This window comes from Candidatus Poriferisocius sp., assembly GCF_965204145.1.
Lineage (GTDB): Bacteria > Actinomycetota > Acidimicrobiia > Acidimicrobiales > Bin134 > Poriferisocius.
Window position 1 is genome coordinate 3,444,763 of record NZ_OZ241977.1, and the last position, 15,723, is coordinate 3,460,485.

At 65.7% G+C, this 15,723-nt stretch carries 16 protein-coding genes and 1 pseudogene; 8 read left to right on the forward strand and 9 right to left on the reverse strand.

Features of this window, described 5'->3' with window-relative positions; all coding sequences use genetic code 11:
* Positions 1-30: 30 nt before the first annotated feature.
* On the reverse strand, positions 31-1,248 hold the full coding sequence (locus ACOGI7_RS16135) for a CaiB/BaiF CoA transferase family protein (protein ID WP_419849760.1): 1,218 nt from the start codon (positions 1,246-1,248) through the stop codon (positions 31-33).
* A 63-nt stretch (positions 1,249-1,311) separates the two neighbouring features.
* Between ACOGI7_RS16135 and ACOGI7_RS16140 the strand changes: the two genes are divergently transcribed.
* Together ACOGI7_RS16140 and ACOGI7_RS16145 are read left to right on the forward strand one after the other, a co-directional pair.
* Positions 1,312-2,478, forward strand: a complete 1,167-nt coding sequence (locus ACOGI7_RS16140; protein WP_419849761.1) for a thiolase family protein — start codon at positions 1,312-1,314, stop codon at positions 2,476-2,478.
* A complete protein-coding gene (locus ACOGI7_RS16145; RefSeq protein WP_419849762.1) occupies positions 2,475-2,897 on the forward strand; it encodes a Zn-ribbon domain-containing OB-fold protein in 423 nt (140 codons plus the stop codon). The genes ACOGI7_RS16140 and ACOGI7_RS16145 overlap by 4 nt, the downstream gene beginning before the upstream one ends.
* On the opposite strand, the gene ACOGI7_RS16150 is transcribed toward ACOGI7_RS16145, so the two are convergent.
* Positions 2,894-3,796: a cation diffusion facilitator family transporter gene (locus tag ACOGI7_RS16150; RefSeq protein WP_419849763.1), complete on the reverse strand. Its 903-nt coding sequence runs from the start codon at positions 3,794-3,796 to the stop codon at positions 2,894-2,896. The genes ACOGI7_RS16145 and ACOGI7_RS16150 overlap by 4 nt on opposite strands.
* A 42-nt stretch (positions 3,797-3,838) precedes the next feature.
* Here ACOGI7_RS16150 and ACOGI7_RS16155 point away from each other — a divergent pair, with 42 nt between their 5' ends.
* The 3 genes from ACOGI7_RS16155 to map are packed head-to-tail and all read left to right on the forward strand — an operon-like array spanning position 3,839 to position 6,060.
* Entirely contained in the window at positions 3,839-4,612 is a 774-nt protein-coding gene (locus ACOGI7_RS16155) for an enoyl-CoA hydratase (RefSeq protein WP_419849764.1), read from the forward strand.
* A gap of 10 nt (positions 4,613-4,622) precedes the next feature.
* A complete protein-coding gene (locus tag ACOGI7_RS16160) occupies positions 4,623-5,081 on the forward strand; it encodes a MaoC family dehydratase (protein ID WP_419849765.1) in 459 nt (152 codons plus the stop codon).
* A 37-nt stretch (positions 5,082-5,118) separates the two neighbouring features.
* Entirely contained in the window at positions 5,119-6,060 is a 942-nt protein-coding gene (gene map, locus ACOGI7_RS16165; protein WP_419849766.1) for a type I methionyl aminopeptidase, read from the forward strand.
* A gap of 12 nt (positions 6,061-6,072) precedes the next feature.
* Here the strand turns inward: map and ACOGI7_RS16170 are convergent, their stop codons facing one another.
* From ACOGI7_RS16170 to ACOGI7_RS16180, 3 genes are read right to left on the reverse strand one after another with little or no spacing between them, the layout of a single operon-like run.
* Positions 6,073-6,897 (reverse strand): DegV family protein, encoded by an 825-nt coding sequence (locus ACOGI7_RS16170; RefSeq protein ID WP_419849767.1) that lies wholly within the window; start codon positions 6,895-6,897, stop codon positions 6,073-6,075.
* Entirely contained in the window at positions 6,894-8,153 is a 1,260-nt protein-coding gene (locus ACOGI7_RS16175) for an MFS transporter (protein WP_419849768.1), read from the reverse strand. The genes ACOGI7_RS16170 and ACOGI7_RS16175 overlap by 4 nt, the downstream gene beginning before the upstream one ends.
* A gap of 37 nt (positions 8,154-8,190) precedes the next feature.
* Positions 8,191-8,817, reverse strand: coding sequence for a glycerol-3-phosphate acyltransferase (locus ACOGI7_RS16180; protein ID WP_419849769.1), 627 nt, complete (start codon positions 8,815-8,817; stop codon positions 8,191-8,193).
* 104 nt (positions 8,818-8,921) lie between these two features.
* Here ACOGI7_RS16180 and ACOGI7_RS16185 point away from each other — a divergent pair, with 104 nt between their 5' ends.
* Positions 8,922-9,584, forward strand: a complete 663-nt coding sequence (locus ACOGI7_RS16185) for a histidine phosphatase family protein (protein ID WP_419849770.1) — start codon at positions 8,922-8,924, stop codon at positions 9,582-9,584.
* Here the strand turns inward: ACOGI7_RS16185 and selD are convergent.
* Positions 9,577-10,646, reverse strand: a pseudogene (selD, locus tag ACOGI7_RS16190) (selenide, water dikinase SelD); the annotation flags it as partial. The gene ACOGI7_RS16185 and the pseudogene selD sit on opposite strands and share 8 nt — an antisense overlap.
* Before the next feature lie 52 nt (positions 10,647-10,698).
* Here selD and ACOGI7_RS16195 point away from each other — a divergent pair.
* Positions 10,699-11,196, forward strand: a complete 498-nt coding sequence (locus ACOGI7_RS16195) for a nuclear transport factor 2 family protein (protein ID WP_419849771.1) — start codon at positions 10,699-10,701, stop codon at positions 11,194-11,196.
* On the forward strand, positions 11,193-11,756 hold the full coding sequence (locus tag ACOGI7_RS16200) for a hypothetical protein (protein ID WP_419849772.1): 564 nt from the start codon (positions 11,193-11,195) through the stop codon (positions 11,754-11,756). The genes ACOGI7_RS16195 and ACOGI7_RS16200 overlap by 4 nt, the downstream gene beginning before the upstream one ends.
* Before the next feature lie 10 nt (positions 11,757-11,766).
* Here ACOGI7_RS16200 and ACOGI7_RS16205 read toward each other — a convergent pair whose 3' ends face one another.
* The 3 genes from ACOGI7_RS16205 to ACOGI7_RS16215 form a co-directional block, all read right to left on the reverse strand.
* Entirely contained in the window at positions 11,767-14,007 is a 2,241-nt protein-coding gene (locus tag ACOGI7_RS16205) for a sensor histidine kinase (protein ID WP_419849773.1), read from the reverse strand.
* On the reverse strand, positions 14,004-15,131 hold the full coding sequence (locus tag ACOGI7_RS16210; protein WP_419849774.1) for an ABC transporter substrate-binding protein: 1,128 nt from the start codon (positions 15,129-15,131) through the stop codon (positions 14,004-14,006). Before ACOGI7_RS16210 ends, ACOGI7_RS16205 begins: the two co-directional genes overlap by 4 nt.
* A gap of 158 nt (positions 15,132-15,289) precedes the next feature.
* Positions 15,290-15,721 carry an ATP-binding protein gene (locus ACOGI7_RS16215; RefSeq protein WP_419849775.1) on the reverse strand — a complete coding sequence of 144 codons (432 nt, stop codon included), beginning with the start codon at positions 15,719-15,721 and terminating at the stop codon, positions 15,290-15,292.
* Between the last annotated feature and the right edge of the window lie 2 nt (positions 15,722-15,723).

The window sequence follows — 15,723 nt, forward strand, 5'->3', positions numbered from 1 at the left end:
GCCAGCCTGTCTCACACGATTCCGCCCCGCCTACCCGAGGACTCCTTCCGCGCTGAGGCGGGTTATTTCTTCTTCAGAGAGGCCGGCGATTTCTTGGAGGACGGAATGGGTGCTGGTTCCTAGGGTTTCGGCGGGGCGTTGGGTGGTGTCGGAGCGGGAGAACTTAATGGGGAAGGCGGGGCCGAGGCGGTTGGTTGGCTCAGCGGCGTGGGGGTGTTGGAGGGGGACCAGGGCTTGGCGGTGCTGGATTTGGGGATCGTCGGCGGCGGCGTAGGCCGAGGCCACTGCCCCGGCGGGAACGCGGATGTTGTGCAGCCGGGCCACCAGCTCTTCAGTGGTCTGCTCAGCCATCCACGTGGCCACTTCACCGCAGATATCGGCCCGATTGTCGGCCCGAACCGGCACATTTGGGCCCAGCTCCCACAGATCGGGCCGGCCCATCTCCTCGGTTAGCCGCTTGAATTGAGCATCGGAGGTGATCACCAGGGTTACCCAGCCGTCCTGGGCCTCGAAGGTGTCCAATATGCCCCGGGGGTCGCCGTTGCCGATGCGGTCGGGCAGGCCCCGCTCGCGGTAGAGATCGAGAGGCTCGTCCCACAGCATCGTGACCAGGCTGTCGAGCATGGCCACGTCGATGTATTGCCCTTGGCCGTCGATGTCCCGCTGGCGCAGCGCAGCCACCACCCCCAGAGCGCAGAGGGCGGCGGGAAACTGGTCACCCACGGTTACCCCAGCCTTGATGGGCGGCCCGTCGGGGAAGCCCGACTTGCCCATGAGCCCTGAGCGCCCCTGGATGATGAGGTCCATCGAGGCCAGGTCGGCGTCGGGCCCGTCGGGACCGTATCCGGTGATGGAGGCGTGGATCAGCCGGGGATTCAGCTCCGAGAGCGTGTCGTAGTCCAGTCCCAGCGAGGCCATGACCCCAGGCCGGAAGTTGTCCACCAACACGTCGACATTGGCCACCAGCCGCCGGAATGCATCGGCCCCCTCGGGCCGACCAAGCTCAAGCACCACGCTGCGCTTTCCCCGCCCCTTGCGCAGGTAGCTGATGCCGATGTCTTCGGGCCCCATGGCCTCCGATTGCTCGCCGTCAGGCCCCACCCACGGCGGAATGCGCCAGGTCACATCCCCACCCGGCGGATCTACCCGAATGACCTCCGCCCCCAATGAAGCCAAGAACCAAGTGCAAACCGGCCCCGAAACCACCCGAGTCAAGTCAACAACCCGAACACCCTCCAACGGCTTCATGTTCCCTTGCTTACCATTTCCCCAAGTCGCAACCCATCTCTGCCGCGACTAGACATTGAGGCCGTGGCCAAACACCCGTTTCACGACGTCGCCATCGTCGGCATCGCCAACTCCGAACAAGCCCGTGTCCTCGAAGGCCACGATTCCACCACCATCACCTTCCAGGCTGTCCATCGGGTGCTGGCCGATACCGGCCTCACCCCGTGGGACATCGACGGCGTCGCCGCCGGCCCATTCAGCGGGCCGCTCACCTACTACATGCGCAACGGCCCAGCCTGGCGGAACCACATGGCCCCGTCCATCCCCATCATCTTGGACGCGGCCTCAGCCATCGCCACCGGCCAGTGCCACACCGTGCTAGTGGCCCACGGATCGGCGGGCATCTACACCGAGCGGGCTTCCACCGCCCCGTGGACCCGGCCGGCCAATGAGTTTGTGGTGGCCTACGGCATGTTCACCGCAGCGGAGTTCGCCCTCATCGCCCAGCGCCACATGCACATGCACGGCACCACGCCAGAGCAGCTGGCCACGGTAGCGGCCACCATCCGCAACAATGGCCACGCCCACCCAGAAGCGGTGTACCACGGCCGGGGGCCGTTCACCCCCGCCGACATCTTGGCGTCGCGCATGGTGTCCGACCCCTTCCACCTGCTCGACTGCGCCATGACCTCCGAGGGGGCCTGCGCGCTGATCCTCACCACCCGGGAGCGGGCCCAAGACCTGCCCAACAAGCCGGTGTACATCCTGGGCGGGGCCTGCGACAGCTTCGGCCCCTCCTACCAGCACCCGCCGGCGTGGGACTTGGCCGGCCCCAGCGGCCGCAACAACGGCTACACCGGCCGGTGGGCCGCGCAGAAGTCGTTCGCCATGGGCGAGCTCGGCCCCACAGATGTGGACGTGTGCGAGTTCTACGACCCGTTCTCGTTCGAGATCATCCGCCAGTTCGAGGCCTACGGGTTCTGCGAGGAGGGCGAGGGCGGCGACTTCATCATGGAGGGCCGCATCGGTCCCGGCGGGCAGTTCCCGGTGACTACCGACGGGGGCACGATGTCGTTCAGCCATGGTGGGGCCGCGGTGCAGCAGCTCCAGCGGGTCATCCGGGGGGTGGAGCAGCTGCGGGGCACCTGCGTGACGTCCCAAGTGCCCGATGCCCAGGTGGCTATGTGCTCCAACGGCGGTGCCGGTGCGCTGTTCACCGACGTGATGCTGCTGGGAACGGAGACGCCATGAGCGAGATTCTGCAGCCCCAGTCACCCGGCATCCCCCTGCCCGTGCCCACGATTTACTCCCAGCCCTACTGGGACGGCTGCCAGATCGGCGAGCTGCGCTACCAGCGGTGCCGGGACTGCGGCGCCATCACCATGGACCCGGCCCCGGCCTGCTCGGCCTGCTTCTCGGAGAACCTCGAATGGGAGGTCAGCACCGGCCTGGGCGAGGTGTACTCCTGGACCACCGTGTGGCGCCCCCAAACCCCTGCCTTCACCGTGCCCTACGTGGCCGTCATCGTCACCCTTGACGAAGGCTTCTGGCTGTTGGCCAACATCATCAACTGCCCCGTAGACGCCGTCCACGTCGGCATGCGGGTCAAGACCACGTTCGTCGAATTGAGCGACGAGATAACCCTGCCCTATTTCGAGCCGGCCGACTAGAGGGAGGGCTCCAGATAAACGTGGGTGGCGGCGGGGACGGCGGCGCGCAGGCGCGCCTCTACCGCCGCGATGGCCGCGGGCATCTGGTCGCCGGATAAGCCATCGGCGAAGTCCACTTCGGCGGCCACCAGCAGTTCCTCGGGGCCGAGGTGCTGGGTGCGGATGTCCACCACACGGTCAATCTCGGGCGAATCGTCCAACGCCGCCCGCAGACGGGCTCGGTCTTCTTCGGTGGCGCTCTCGCCGATGAGCAGGCTCTTCATCTCGATGGCCAGAACGATGGCGATGATCCCCAGCAGCACGCCGATCACCAGGGTGCCCACCCCGTCCCAGCGGGGCTCGCCGGTGACCTCGGCCAGCACCACGGCAATGAGTGCGAACACCAAGCCGAACATGGCCCCGAGGTCTTCCAGCAGCACCACCGGCAGCTCGGGAGTGCGGGAGCGGCGGATGAACGTGCCCCAGGAGAGCTTGCCCCGCACCTTGTTGGATTCCACGATGGCGGTGCGGAACGAAAGCGACTCGACCACGATGCCGAAGATCAGAATGCCGATGGCCACCCAGAGCGACTCCAGTTCGTGGGGGTGACGCACCTTCTCGATGCCCTCGTTGATGGCGAACAGCGCGCCCAAGGTGAACAGGATGATGGACACCACGAACGACCAGAAGTACCGCTCTCGCCCGTAGCCGAAGGGATGGCGGGGGGTGGGATCCCGCTTGGACAATCGACCGCCCAAGAGCAGCAGCGCCTGGTTGCCGGTGTCGGCACACGAGTGGACTCCCTCGGCCAGCATGGAGGCCGACCGGGTGACGGCGAATCCCACGAACTTGGCAATGGCGATGGCCAGGTTGGCGAAGAGCGCAGCCAATACTGCTTTGGTCCCACCTCCTGCGGCCATGCCCCAATGGGTAGCACACCGCAGGCGGGTAGTCTCAGTTCCATGTTCAGCATTGGGATCAACGGTCCGGTGGCCCGGATCACCCTGGCCAACCCGCAGCGGCGCAACGCGCTGAGCCTGGAGCTGATGCAGCGCCTCACCGAAGCACTGCGGGAGCTGGGCGAAAAGACCGACGTTGGGGCGATTGTGATCGCCGCTGAGGGACCGGCGTTCTCCGCCGGTCACGACCTGTCGGAGATGGTCGACCGGGATCTCGAGTTCTACGACGATCTGTTCGAAGCCTGCACCGAGCTGATGGACGCGGTCCACGCCGTGCCCCAGCCGGTGATTGCCGAAGTGGACGGGGTGGCCACCGCCGCCGGTTGCCAGTTGGTGGCGGCCTGCGATCTGGCCGTGGCCTCCACTGAATCGACCTTCGCCACTCCCGGCGTGCGCATCGGCCTGTTCTGCTCCACTCCGATGGTGCCCATCTCCCGGGCGGTGGGGCGCAAACGGTCCATGGAGATGCTGCTCACCGGCGAGCCCATCGACGCGGGCACTGCCGCGGAGTGGGGTTTGGTGAACCGAGTGGTGCCCCCCGAACAACTTCGGGCTGAGGTCGACAAGCTGGCCGCCCAGATCACCCGGTTCAGCGACGACACCATCGCCATCGGCAAGCAGGCCTTCTATCGTCAGCTCGACTGCGGCGAGCCCGAGGCCTACGACCTGACCCGCGAGGTGATGGCGGCCAACGCCGCTACCGCCGACGCCCAAGAGGGCATAGACGCCTTTCTGACCAAGCGCTCCCCGTCGTGGTCGGGCCGTCAGGGCAGCTAGTTTCCCCGCAATGGGAACTGTCTTTGCCACTGTTGATGATCTGCCCGCCGCGGTCGGCCAGCACTTGGGGTGGAGCGACTGGATGGAGATCACCCAAGAGCGGGTGAACCAATTCGCCGACGCCACCGGCGACCACCAGTGGATCCACATCGACCCCGAGCGGGCCGCCGCCGAGAGCCCGTACGGCGCCACCATCGCCCACGGCTACCTCACACTCTCGCTCACCAACATGTTCCTGCCCAGCCTGATCACCGTGGAGCAGATCTCCATGGGCATCAACTACGGCGTCAACAAGGTGCGGTTCCCCGCTCCCGTCCCGGTGGGCTCGCGGGTCCGGGTGGGCGCCGAGCTCAGCTCGGTGGACGAGATCACCGGCGGCGTGCAGGCCGTCATCACCATCACCGTGGAAGTCGAGGGCAGCCCCAAACCCGCCTGCGTGGTGGAGAGCCTCACCCGCTACATGCGCTGAGGCTGGATACGGCGTAGGCCGGTAGAGTTAGCGGGCGATGGCGAAGCGGAAGCGGTCGCGGACTGCGACGTTGGAGCGAGTGCCGGTTTCCGATCCTCCGGTGCGGCCGGGGCTGGTGGGGCCGCGGCGGCGGGTGCCTCGGGAGATTGAGCGACCTCCGTATGCCCGGACGGGGGAGCCGGGGCCGGCGACATCATCAGCAGTCCGGAACGCCGACGAGATCGAGGCCATGCGCAAGGCCGGGCAGATGGCCGCTGAGGTGCTGCTGTTTGCTGGACGGCTGGTGGCCCCCGGGGTAACCACCGACAGCATCGACGCCGAAGTCCACGACGAGATCGTGCGGCGGGGCGCTTATCCCAGCCCGCTCAACTATCGGGGCTATCCCAAATCGGTGTGTACCTCGATCAACGAGGTCATCTGCCACGGTATCCCCGACAGCCGGGCGCTGGCCGACGGCGACATCGTCAACATCGACGTCACCGTGTTCCTCAACGGGGTCCACGGCGACACCTCGGTGACATTCGAGGTCGGCGAGGTGGACGACCACTCCCGCTTGCTGGTTCGAGAGACCCGGACCGCCATGTACCAGGGCATCGGCGCGGTTCGCAACGGTGCGGCGGTGAACGCCATCGGTCGGGCCATCGAAACCCATGCCCGCGCCCATCGGCTTGGCGTAGTGCGGGAGTTCATCGGTCACGGGGTGGGCACCGAGTTCCACTCCGGGCTTCAAATTCCCCACTACTACGAACGCAATCACAACACACCGCTGGAAACCGGGATGACCTTCACCATCGAGCCCATGCTCACGCTGGGTTCCCCCGATCTGTACCTGTGGGACGACGAGTGGACCGCGGTCACTGCCGACCAGCGACGCAGCGCCCAGTTCGAGCACACCCTGCTGTGCCATGACGACGAGGCGGAGATCCTCACCCGCACCCCCTCCGGAGAGGGTGCCGCCGAGGTTTACGCCAAAGAGTGATCCGACTGGCTGCTAGTCCCAGTACCAGGCCAAGCCGCGCACACCGGTGCCGGAGTTGATCATTATCGCTTGGCCGAATTGGCTGATGAAGGAATCGGTGGGCTGCGCTTCGGCGGTGACATCGTCCAGTAGCTCCACGGCCCTCTCGGGAACCTCGGCGTGGAGGCTGACCAGGTGCAGCTGGGCATCGCTGTTCTCGGGACGGGTGCGTCGCCAGAGGCTCAAGAGGCGCTGGCGGGCCGCCTCGTCACTGAGCGCGGGACGAAGGCGGCGGATCGCTGCGTCGTGAATATCGAACATTGGGCGCAGTCCGATGAGATTGCTGGCCCGGCCGGCCAAACCGGGTACGCGGCCGCTGCGGATCAGCTGGTCGAGGTTGCCTAGTGCTCCCACTAGCTTGACCCGTCCGGCCACCTGCTCAGCCCTTGCGACTACTTCGTCCAGCGTCGCGCCCGCCTGGGCGGCACGGGCCGCGGCCACGGTCACCAGTCCTTGACCTCCGGCCGCGGTTCGGCTGTCCACCACCGCCACCGGGTCCACCGCGCTCTTGGAGGCCAGCACCGCTGATTGATGGGTGATGCTCAGGGTTGACGTCACCGTCACGACCACGACACCGTCGCCCTGGTCTTGGTCGGCGATCGCCTCAACGAAGGCGCCGGGCGACGGGCCCGAGGACGATTGGGTCTTGGCGGCAAGGATCTCTGCGGTGTCGAGTTCGCCGTCGGCCACCGTTCGGCCGTCTACGGTGATGATGAGGGGGACCACAGCGATATTCCAGGCAGCCCTCACTTCCTCGGGCAGCGCAGCAGTGCTGTCGGTGACGATGCCGACCGTCACTCGCGGGCCTTTTTGACATCGACATCGAGAATCGGGCGGACGGTGGCGGCCGAGGCCAGCACAATCAGGCCTGACGCCAGCAGCACCGACCGGGTGCCGGGTAGCCCGGCTTCGTTCAGACCGTCGCCGATGGCCCCCGCCCCCAGTGCGGCAGCGCCCAAACCGATGCGGATCACCACGTGGAATGCCGAGAAGGCCAGCACCCGCTCCTGTTCGTGGGGAATTCGGGCTTGGAGCGCGCTCATCCCCGACGTGAGGGCCACGGTGGCCCCGGCTCCAAACCCGGCAGCGCCGAGGAAGGTCAGCCACACCGTCGGGCTCTGGCTCATCAGCGCGACCAGTGCGCCCATGACCAGCGCGCCCCGCCGAGTGAGCACCAGCAGATCCACATGCTGGGATTTGTGGGTGAGCGCCAAGCCAATTCCCGCACCGGCGCCGAACAGAACGATGAGGATGCCATATTCGATGTCGGAGGCATTCAACTCCTCTTCCACCAGTTTGATGCCCAGCGAGAACAAGGCCCCCAGTCCCACCGCGGCGGCGGCGGTGGCGGGCAGGATCCTGCGCACCAGCGGCACCAGCCAGGCGTCGCGCAGCCGGCTGGGGGAAACGGAGATCTCACCATCTGCCGTGGCGGGGCTGTCCGGGGCCTCTTCAGCGGGGGTTCCCGGGCCCTGAATACCGAGGGCACGGGCGATGAAGAAGGCCGAGACGCCGAAGGTGAGCGCGTCGATCCAGAACACCAGGGCGTAGGGGTGCGCTCCCAGCCAGCCATCGTCGAGCGGGAGGGCGGCAAACGCGGCGAACAGGCCCGCTCCGATCGGGATGTTGCCGTACGACGACCCCATCATGGCCGCGTTGGCCAGCGGCAGGTCGGGCTCGTCGACCAGATGGGGGATGGAGGAGTCCCGGGAGGCGAGGAACACCACGCTGGGGGCCTCCAGCGCGAGCGCCCACAAGTACACCCACCACAGCTCCTGCACGAAAGGGACCACCGCGATCATCCCGGCGCGCAGCAGGTCCATGGTGATCATGGTGCGGCGGCGGTCCCAGCGCCTCACCAGCTTGGCGGCCAGGGTGCCGCCCAGCGCCGCGGGGATGAGCCGGAAGGCGAGGATGCCGCCCACGGCGGCGGCCGAGTCGCTGAGGTGGTCGACCAGCGCCATGAGGGCGAAGGTGCCCATCCAGTCGCCGAGCGCGGACGCACCCTGTCCAACGAGAAGGCGACGGAAGTCAACCTGGGTGCGAAGGCTCAAGGCTCTTTGGCGGAGTGGTCGGCCGGGGCTTTGGATCTCAAGGGTTGGACGGGGATGCTGTGACCCAGCTGTCGTTGTCGAAGACCAGGCGGTGGGCGGCGGCCTTCAAGCGGTTGGGGGCGGGCAGCGGCTCATTTCCCAGTACGCGCTTGATCAGGATGGGAATGACGATGATGGTGCTGGCAATGGCGGCCTGGCCGTCGGCCACCAGCAGCAGGAACGGGGGAAGCGCCGGCATGGTGATGAACACCACCAATCCGGTGTGGCGCAGGATCCGTCCCAGCGCCAGCCCGCCCAACAGGAACAAAGCCGCGGGCCAGGCGATCACCGCGAATGCCCCCAATGCCGGTGAGAGCCCTCGGCCGCCGGCGCCATTGAGGAACATCGACCAGTTGTGGCCGATCACCGAAACGGCCCCGGCAAACGCCATCAGCAGCCAGCGGTCCCCGGCCAAGAAGGGCCCAAGAGCTCCCTTGCCCACATCGCACAGGCCGCCCACCACCAACGGGATGAACCCGGCAACCCGGTACAAGCTGGTGCCCGACACCGTTCCGGTGCCCACTTGGCGCAGGTCGGTTCTGGCCAGCGAATGGGCAATCATGTAGGAGAACGGAACCGCGCCTGCGGCGAAGGCCACGATGAGCACCAGCGTCCCCCACATCATCGCTAGAGATTCTGCCCCAAGCCAGGGCAGCTATGCCACAGGTTGATGAAGTTGAATCGTTGAAGGCCCGGCACTGGGGTTCGGCATGGCAAGATGGGGCCGCAATGAGCACCGGCGAACAAACCCGCTTGCTGTTGATCCGCCACGGTGAATCGGAGGTAACGGTCAAACAGATCATCGGTGGCGACCTGTTCTGCACGGGACTGTCGCCTTTGGGCCGCCGTCAGTCCGAGGCCCTGGGAGAGCGCTGGACGCAGGGCTATGAGCCCAAGGTGGATGCCCTGTGGTCCAGCACCTTGCCCCGGGCGATAGAGACGGCTGAGTTGCTCTCTCCCTCCCTGGGGGGGTTGGAGGTGCATACCCATCCCGATCTGGTGGAGCGCCGCCCCGGCGAGGCCGACGGGGTGGGCTACAAGGAGTTCGGCAACATATTCGAATGGACCGGCGACTTCCATCCTCACCTGCCGCTGGCGCCTGGCGGTGAGAGCCTGGCCGCCTTCTCCTACCGCACCGGCCAGGCGCTCTATGAGCTGGTGGAGGGGTACCCCGGCACCACCATGATGGTGGTGTGCCATGGCGGGGTGATCGACATCGCCATGCGGCTCTTCCTGGGCTTGGGGATGAACACGCAATTCGTGCTCTGGACCCTCAACACGTCCATCACCGAGTTCGTGACAACCGACGATCCCGGGGTGTGGCGGCTGGTGCGATACAACGACGCCGCCCATTTGGACGGACTGCCACCCCGCACCGAGCCGGCTGAGTAGTCAGTCCACCACCAGAATTCCTGGCTCGGTTGCGGTGATCTCGCCGATCACAGCCGCAGTGTGATCGGCGATTGTCAACTGGGCGACTGCGTCGGCGGCCGCGGCCGGTGAGCAGCAGAACAGCAGACCGCCGGAGGTTTGGGCGTCGGCCAGCATGGTCAAGGTCCGCTGGTCATCGGACCCTCGAACCCATGGCCGCACATGGTCGAGGTTGCGGCCCGTTCCGCCGGGAGCGAACCCCTGATCCAGCAGTTCCCAGGCGTCGGGAAGCACTGGCACGGCCCCGGCTCGGATCACCGCGCCAGTGCCACTGGCGGCGGCCAGCTTCTGGAGGTGGCCGAGGAGTCCGAAACCAGTGATGTCGGTGGCCGCGGTGGCTTTGGCCTCAAGGGCAGCCGAGGCCGCTTCATCGTTCAGCCGGGTCATTTCGGCCACTCCCGCGGCGTAGGTTTCCGCCAGCCAACCGCCGGGTTCGACGGCCCCGGGTTCGGAGCGCTTGACCGCGGTGGCCAATAGCCCGGTACCCAGCGGTTTGGTCAACACCAGGGACTGTCCTGGCTGGGCGCCGGCGTTGGTCAGCAAGCTCTCCTCATCGGCCTCCCCCGTGACGGCTTGGCCGTACATCGGCTCAGGTCCGTCCACCGTGTGACCCCCGACCACTGCCCAGCCGCCGTCAGCGGCCGCCGCGGCCCCGCCCGCCAGCACTTCGGTGAGAACCTCCAGCAGAAGATCCCCATGGGGCCATGCCACCAGGTTCAGTCCGAACCGGGGGGTGCCGCCCATGGCGTAGACATCCGAGGCCGCGTTTGTGGCCGCGATGCGCCCCCAAGTGTGAGGGTCGTCCACTACCGGCGCGAAGAAATCAGCGGTCGAGATCAGGGCGCGGCCTTCCCCGATGCGCCACACTGCGGCGTCATCACCGGTCTCTGTGCCCACGATCAAGTCCTCGTGGGTCGGGGTTGGCAGTGTGCGCACGACCTGCGCCAACTCGGCCGGTCCGAGCTTGCCGGCTCAACCAGCACCGTGGCTGTAGGCCGTGAGCCTCCCTGTTTGCGGGTTCACGCCTCTGACGCTACCGGGCCGTCGCCGGTTGACGTGGGTTAGCTTTGCTTCCGTGAATTCCCACGAACAGGCCGTGCGCTCGATCAAGGCGCTTATGTACACCTATGCCGAATGCGTGGACTTGGCCCGCTTCGACGAGCTTGGCGAGCTCTTCTCCCACGGGGTGCTCACCTCCACCAGCTCGGCCGATCCCGGCGACGGCATGTCGGGGGACGACGTCGCCGCGTTCTACGCGGCCACCAACAAAGTCCACGGCGACGGCACGCTGCGCACCCGGCATGTGGCCAGCAACGTGATCGTCGATGTCGCCGAAGACGGTCAGACGGCTGCCGCCCGCTCCTACTTCGCCGTTCACCAGGGCACGGACTCATTGCCCTTGCAGCCCATTGTCACCGGCCGCTACGAAGACGACTTCGCGTTGATGAACGGACAGTGGCGGTTTGCCCGTCGACTGGTGCTTGTCGACCAGATCGGGGACATGCGAGAGCACCTTACCTTTGACCTGTCCAAGGGGAACGTGCGCTATACCGACCACGTGGAGTCGGGATGAGCGACCCACCGACTCGCCGGGCGCCGCCCGGCTGGTACTCCGAGCACGGTCAGCGCGGCTATCGATATTGGGATGGCGAATCGTGGGCCGAACCGATGGGAAATCCGGTTCGAATCTTGGGTGGTGGCAGCGGCAATCGTCCATCTTCGGGCCAACTCAGAGCAGGGGTTGCCTTCATGGGCGCCTCAGTGGCCCTGCTGATTGCCGGGCTGCTGCTTCCCTGGGCCGATGCCGGCTCGAGCAAGCGGGGAGTGGTTGATGGTGATTTGCCATGGTTGGTGGGCCCGGGAGGGGTGGCGGATTCCTGGTTGCTCGTCCTGGTGGTCGCCGGGCTTGTGTGGGCGCTGCTGGTGGCGACCTTGTCCGGAAGCAGCCAGCGGATGTGGCCGACGGCCTTGGTCGCGGGGTTGATCGTCATGGGGTTCTGCGTCGCGGAGGGGCTGGCCCTTGATGGCGACCTGGACATGTCAGGCGCCGAGGTTGGCTCGGGCTTGTTCTTGGCTTACGCCGGAGGGGCTTCAGCTGCGGTAGGCGGGGTATTGCTCAGATCGAACCGATGAGAATGACGGCCTAGGCCTCTTCGCCGTCTTCGTTGTCGCCGTCGCCGCCTTCATCGTTTTCAGGAAGGGGGGCGATCTTGGCGCGGGTCAGGGGCAGCTCCACCACCATCTCGGTGAACTCGCCCGGTTCGGAATTGACGGTAATGGTGCCACCGTGCTCGCGGATGATGTCGTTGGACAGCGCCAGGCCCAGTCCGGTGCCCTCGTTGGTGGGCTTGGTGGTGAAGAACGGGTCGAAGATCTTCGCGGCCACATCCGGGGGAATCCCACTGCCGTTGTCTCGCACGCTGAGAATGGCGCTCTCGTCGGTACGGCGGCTCTTCAACAAGATGGTGGGCCTGAAGTCCCCCACTGTGCCCGCTTCCGCCAATTCCTTTTGCTTCTTGTTGGTGGCGTAACCCGCGTTGGCCACGAAATTCAAGAACACTCTCCCCAAATCTTGGGGAACGACCTCCAGCTGCCCCATTTCCGGGTCGAACTCCTCTTCAAGGGTGACGATGAAGTCGGGATCCTGGGCTCGGGCGCTGTGGAAGGCCAGCAGGGAATGCTCGTGGATGAGGTCGTTGATGTCGGTCATCTGGGTCTCGCCCCCGCCTCGGCCCATCAACAGCATGTCTTGAACGATCCGGTTGGCCCGCTTTCCGTGCGATTGGATGCGCTGGAGGTTGTCGTTCAGGTCTTGGTTGATCTCCTCGATGAGGTCTTTGTCCTCATCGGACATGTCGTCGGTGAACCCCTCGTAGATCTCGGCCATTTCTTCCAGCAACTCGGCCGACGCCGCGGAGAAGTTGTTGATGAAATTGAGCGGGTTGCGGATCTCGTGGGCAACGCCGGCAGTGACCTCGCCCAGAGCGGCCAGTTTTTCCCGGGCCACGATCTGATCTTGGGCTTGGCCCAACTCTTCCAGAACCTCTTGCAGTTCGTCGTTGCGCTCGCTCAGCTCTTGGGCCAACTGCTCCACCAGGTTCAGCCGCTGGACTTCCAGCGCGTGGCGGCGGAACACCTCCAAGGCTGATGCCATCTCGGCGATCTCGTCGCGGCCCACCACCTCGATCTCTTCTTCCAAGTCGCCTTTGGCCAATGTCAGCATGCGACCGGACAGCCGCCCGATACGGCGCAGCAGGACGCGGCCGACGAACAGCCAGCTGATCAGCCCCGCTCCAATCACGCCGACGACGCTGATGATCACGAGGAGCAGTCGAGCGGTGCTGATTGTCTGCGAAGAGTTCTCAGTGGCTTGGCGAGCCTCGTCGCGAGCCACCTCTACCAGAGCGCGAACCTCGTCCAGCAGTTCGACGGCGATTGCCTGGTTCTGAGCAAGCAGCATGTTCTGGCGCTCGATGATTTGCAGGCGGTCTGCCGAGGTTCGAAAGGCGCTCTGGTCGCCGACGCCCAACTGGAGGAGGCGGTTGATTGTTGAATCCAGCCCCGGAGCGACTTCTGAGGCGCTGATAGCCGACAGGCTGATTTCGATGCGGTCGGCCGTCGACTCAAAGCTCTCCTGAAGAGGCTCCACGAAGGCGGCCGAGGACGAGATCAGAGCGCTCCCCATCAGTGCGGACGCCTGGGCCACATCGGCCTGCAACGCGTTGAGATGCCGGTAGAGAAGCAACTCGTCTCCCGACGTGCGGGTGATGGCATCTGTCGGCTCGGTGGCGAAGTCGCGGTATCCCGTGACTTGGTAGAAGAGCTGGTTGTCGATGGCGGGCAGGATGATGTCGTTGGCCTGGCCCTGTAGAGCCGGAATCTCGCTTTGAAGCCCTTCGGTGATGCTCGTCAGGCGGTGGAACTCGGACATGTCGCCGGCAATGGTCGAGATGTTGGCCATCAGAGTTCTGGCCGACTCTCGGATCCTCTTGATGTTCTCGTCACCGGGCATTTGCAGCGATAGGGAATCGAATCGGAATTGGAACTCCAGCTGAGCCGAGGAGACCTCTTGGGAGACGGCGGGAAACTGCTCGATCGTTGCGGTGGTGAGGCGGGGGGCGGCGGCAACCAAGGCGTTGCTGAACTCGGCCAGCCCGAACGCGCTGGTCAGCCTGGGCACGCTCTCCTCGCCCACCCGGTCTTGGCTTCTGCCCACGTTGCTGAACGAAACCCAGCTGACGATGCTGGCCACGATGGTCAGAGCCACGGCGCCGAAGATCCCGGCATACAGCTGGGTGGAGATCCGGCGATGGACCGCGGGTCGCTGCGCACCGTCGGTATTGGCCTCCGGTTCTGCGCTCGGTAGGGCAGTGGACTCGGTCACGGGGTGGCCTCTCCCAGTGAAGCCGCCGACCGGTAGCCGCCGTTGGCATCGATCACAGTCAAGAAGACGGCGTCCGATCCCTGGTTGTCCACCTTCCGGTCTTCTTCTAGGCCGAAGTCCATGGCGAATCCGTCAATATCAATGAGGCCAGCACCCAAGATATTCTCCAAGAAGCAGTCGCGGTCGAGGGCGGCACCGCACGCTTCAAGCCCAACGATGGCCATTCGGCCGGCGATATAGCCCTCCAAGGACACAAAACCAGGTTCAGCCTCTGGGTCGTAGGCCGCCAATGCCGCGGTATAGGAGGCCACCACCGGGATCGACTGGTCGGTGGGGAAGGGAATCACCTGGGTGACGTACACGCCCTCGCCACCGGGGCCGAGCTCGTCGGCCAACGCGTTGCTCCCCACGAAGGAGACCGTCATGAAGATGGGATCGAAGTCGATGTGGCGGGCCCAGGAGATGAGGGCAGCCAAGGGCTGGTAGGCGCCGATCAGGATCACCGCTTCCGGTTCGCCCAGCCTCAGGTCGAGCAGCCCCGATTTCACCGCCGTGGTGTTGCGGGGATACACGCCGGTGGCCACCAGGCTCATCCCCCGGCGTTCGAGGGCGGCCAGCGCTCCGTTGTACCCCGCCCGGCCGAACGAGTCGTCCTGGAACATCACCGCGATGCGGGTAATGCCCAAATCGGTGGTCAGGCGTTCGACCATCTCCTCGGTCTCCTGGGCGTAGGAGGCCCGGAGGTTGATGATGTTCTCCCAGTGGTCGTCGCGAAGGAATCCGGCCCCGGTGAACGGAGCCACGTAGGGGATGTCCGCCTCGGCTGCGACCGGAGTTGCTGAACGAGATGTCGGCGTGCCCACCGCGCCGATGAGGGAGAACACCTGCTCGTCGTTGATCAGCGCTTGGGTGTTGGTGATGGCCGCTTCGGGCTCATAGGCGTCGTCTCGGGTGACGAGCTCCAACCTGCGTCCATGCACGCCGCCGTTCCGGTTGGCCTCTTCGAACGCCGCCATGATTCCCAGGTTCATGTTGATGCCCAGCTCTTGGGCGGGACCGCTGAATGCCGCCGACTGTCCGAAAACCACCCGGTCGTCGAAGACGCCGGGCACGTCGCTGGCCACTGGTGCGTCTGGCGTTGCTTGGGCATCCGCGGTCGGGACCGCACCGGGGGTTGTGCCACCTGAACCGCTCGACCCGCACCCCGACAGCACGAGGCCAACAGCGGCGACCGCCAGGACAGCTCGCCGCGTACTACCCAGATTGCTTTGTGCCAAACGCCTCACGACTCGGGATATACGACGAGCTTGAGATGATTGCGGTCGTTCTCCCGACGGTATTCAAGCTCTTCGCCCATGGTCTTCACCAGGTAGACCCCCAACCCTCCGATCGGGCGATCGGCAAGCGGAAGCGTCACATCGGGCGCAGGAGCGTCGGTGAGCGGATTGAAGGCCGACCCGTCATCGGTGAGGCGGATGGTGAGCGCGTGGTCTTTCGATTCCAGCTCGAGGTCGATTTTGGTCAGGCCGCTGGTGTCGCCGTGAGTGAGCGTGTTGAGCACCAACTCTTCCAAGACCAGGTTGGCGCGCATGGTCAGCGTCATCGGCCATTCCTCGGCTTCGGACATCTCATTCAGCATGTCCTCGATCAGCGGCAGGACATCGGAGGGGTGGCCCTCCGCCGGAGGGTGGGTTAGGTGGAGAGACCGTTGCATTT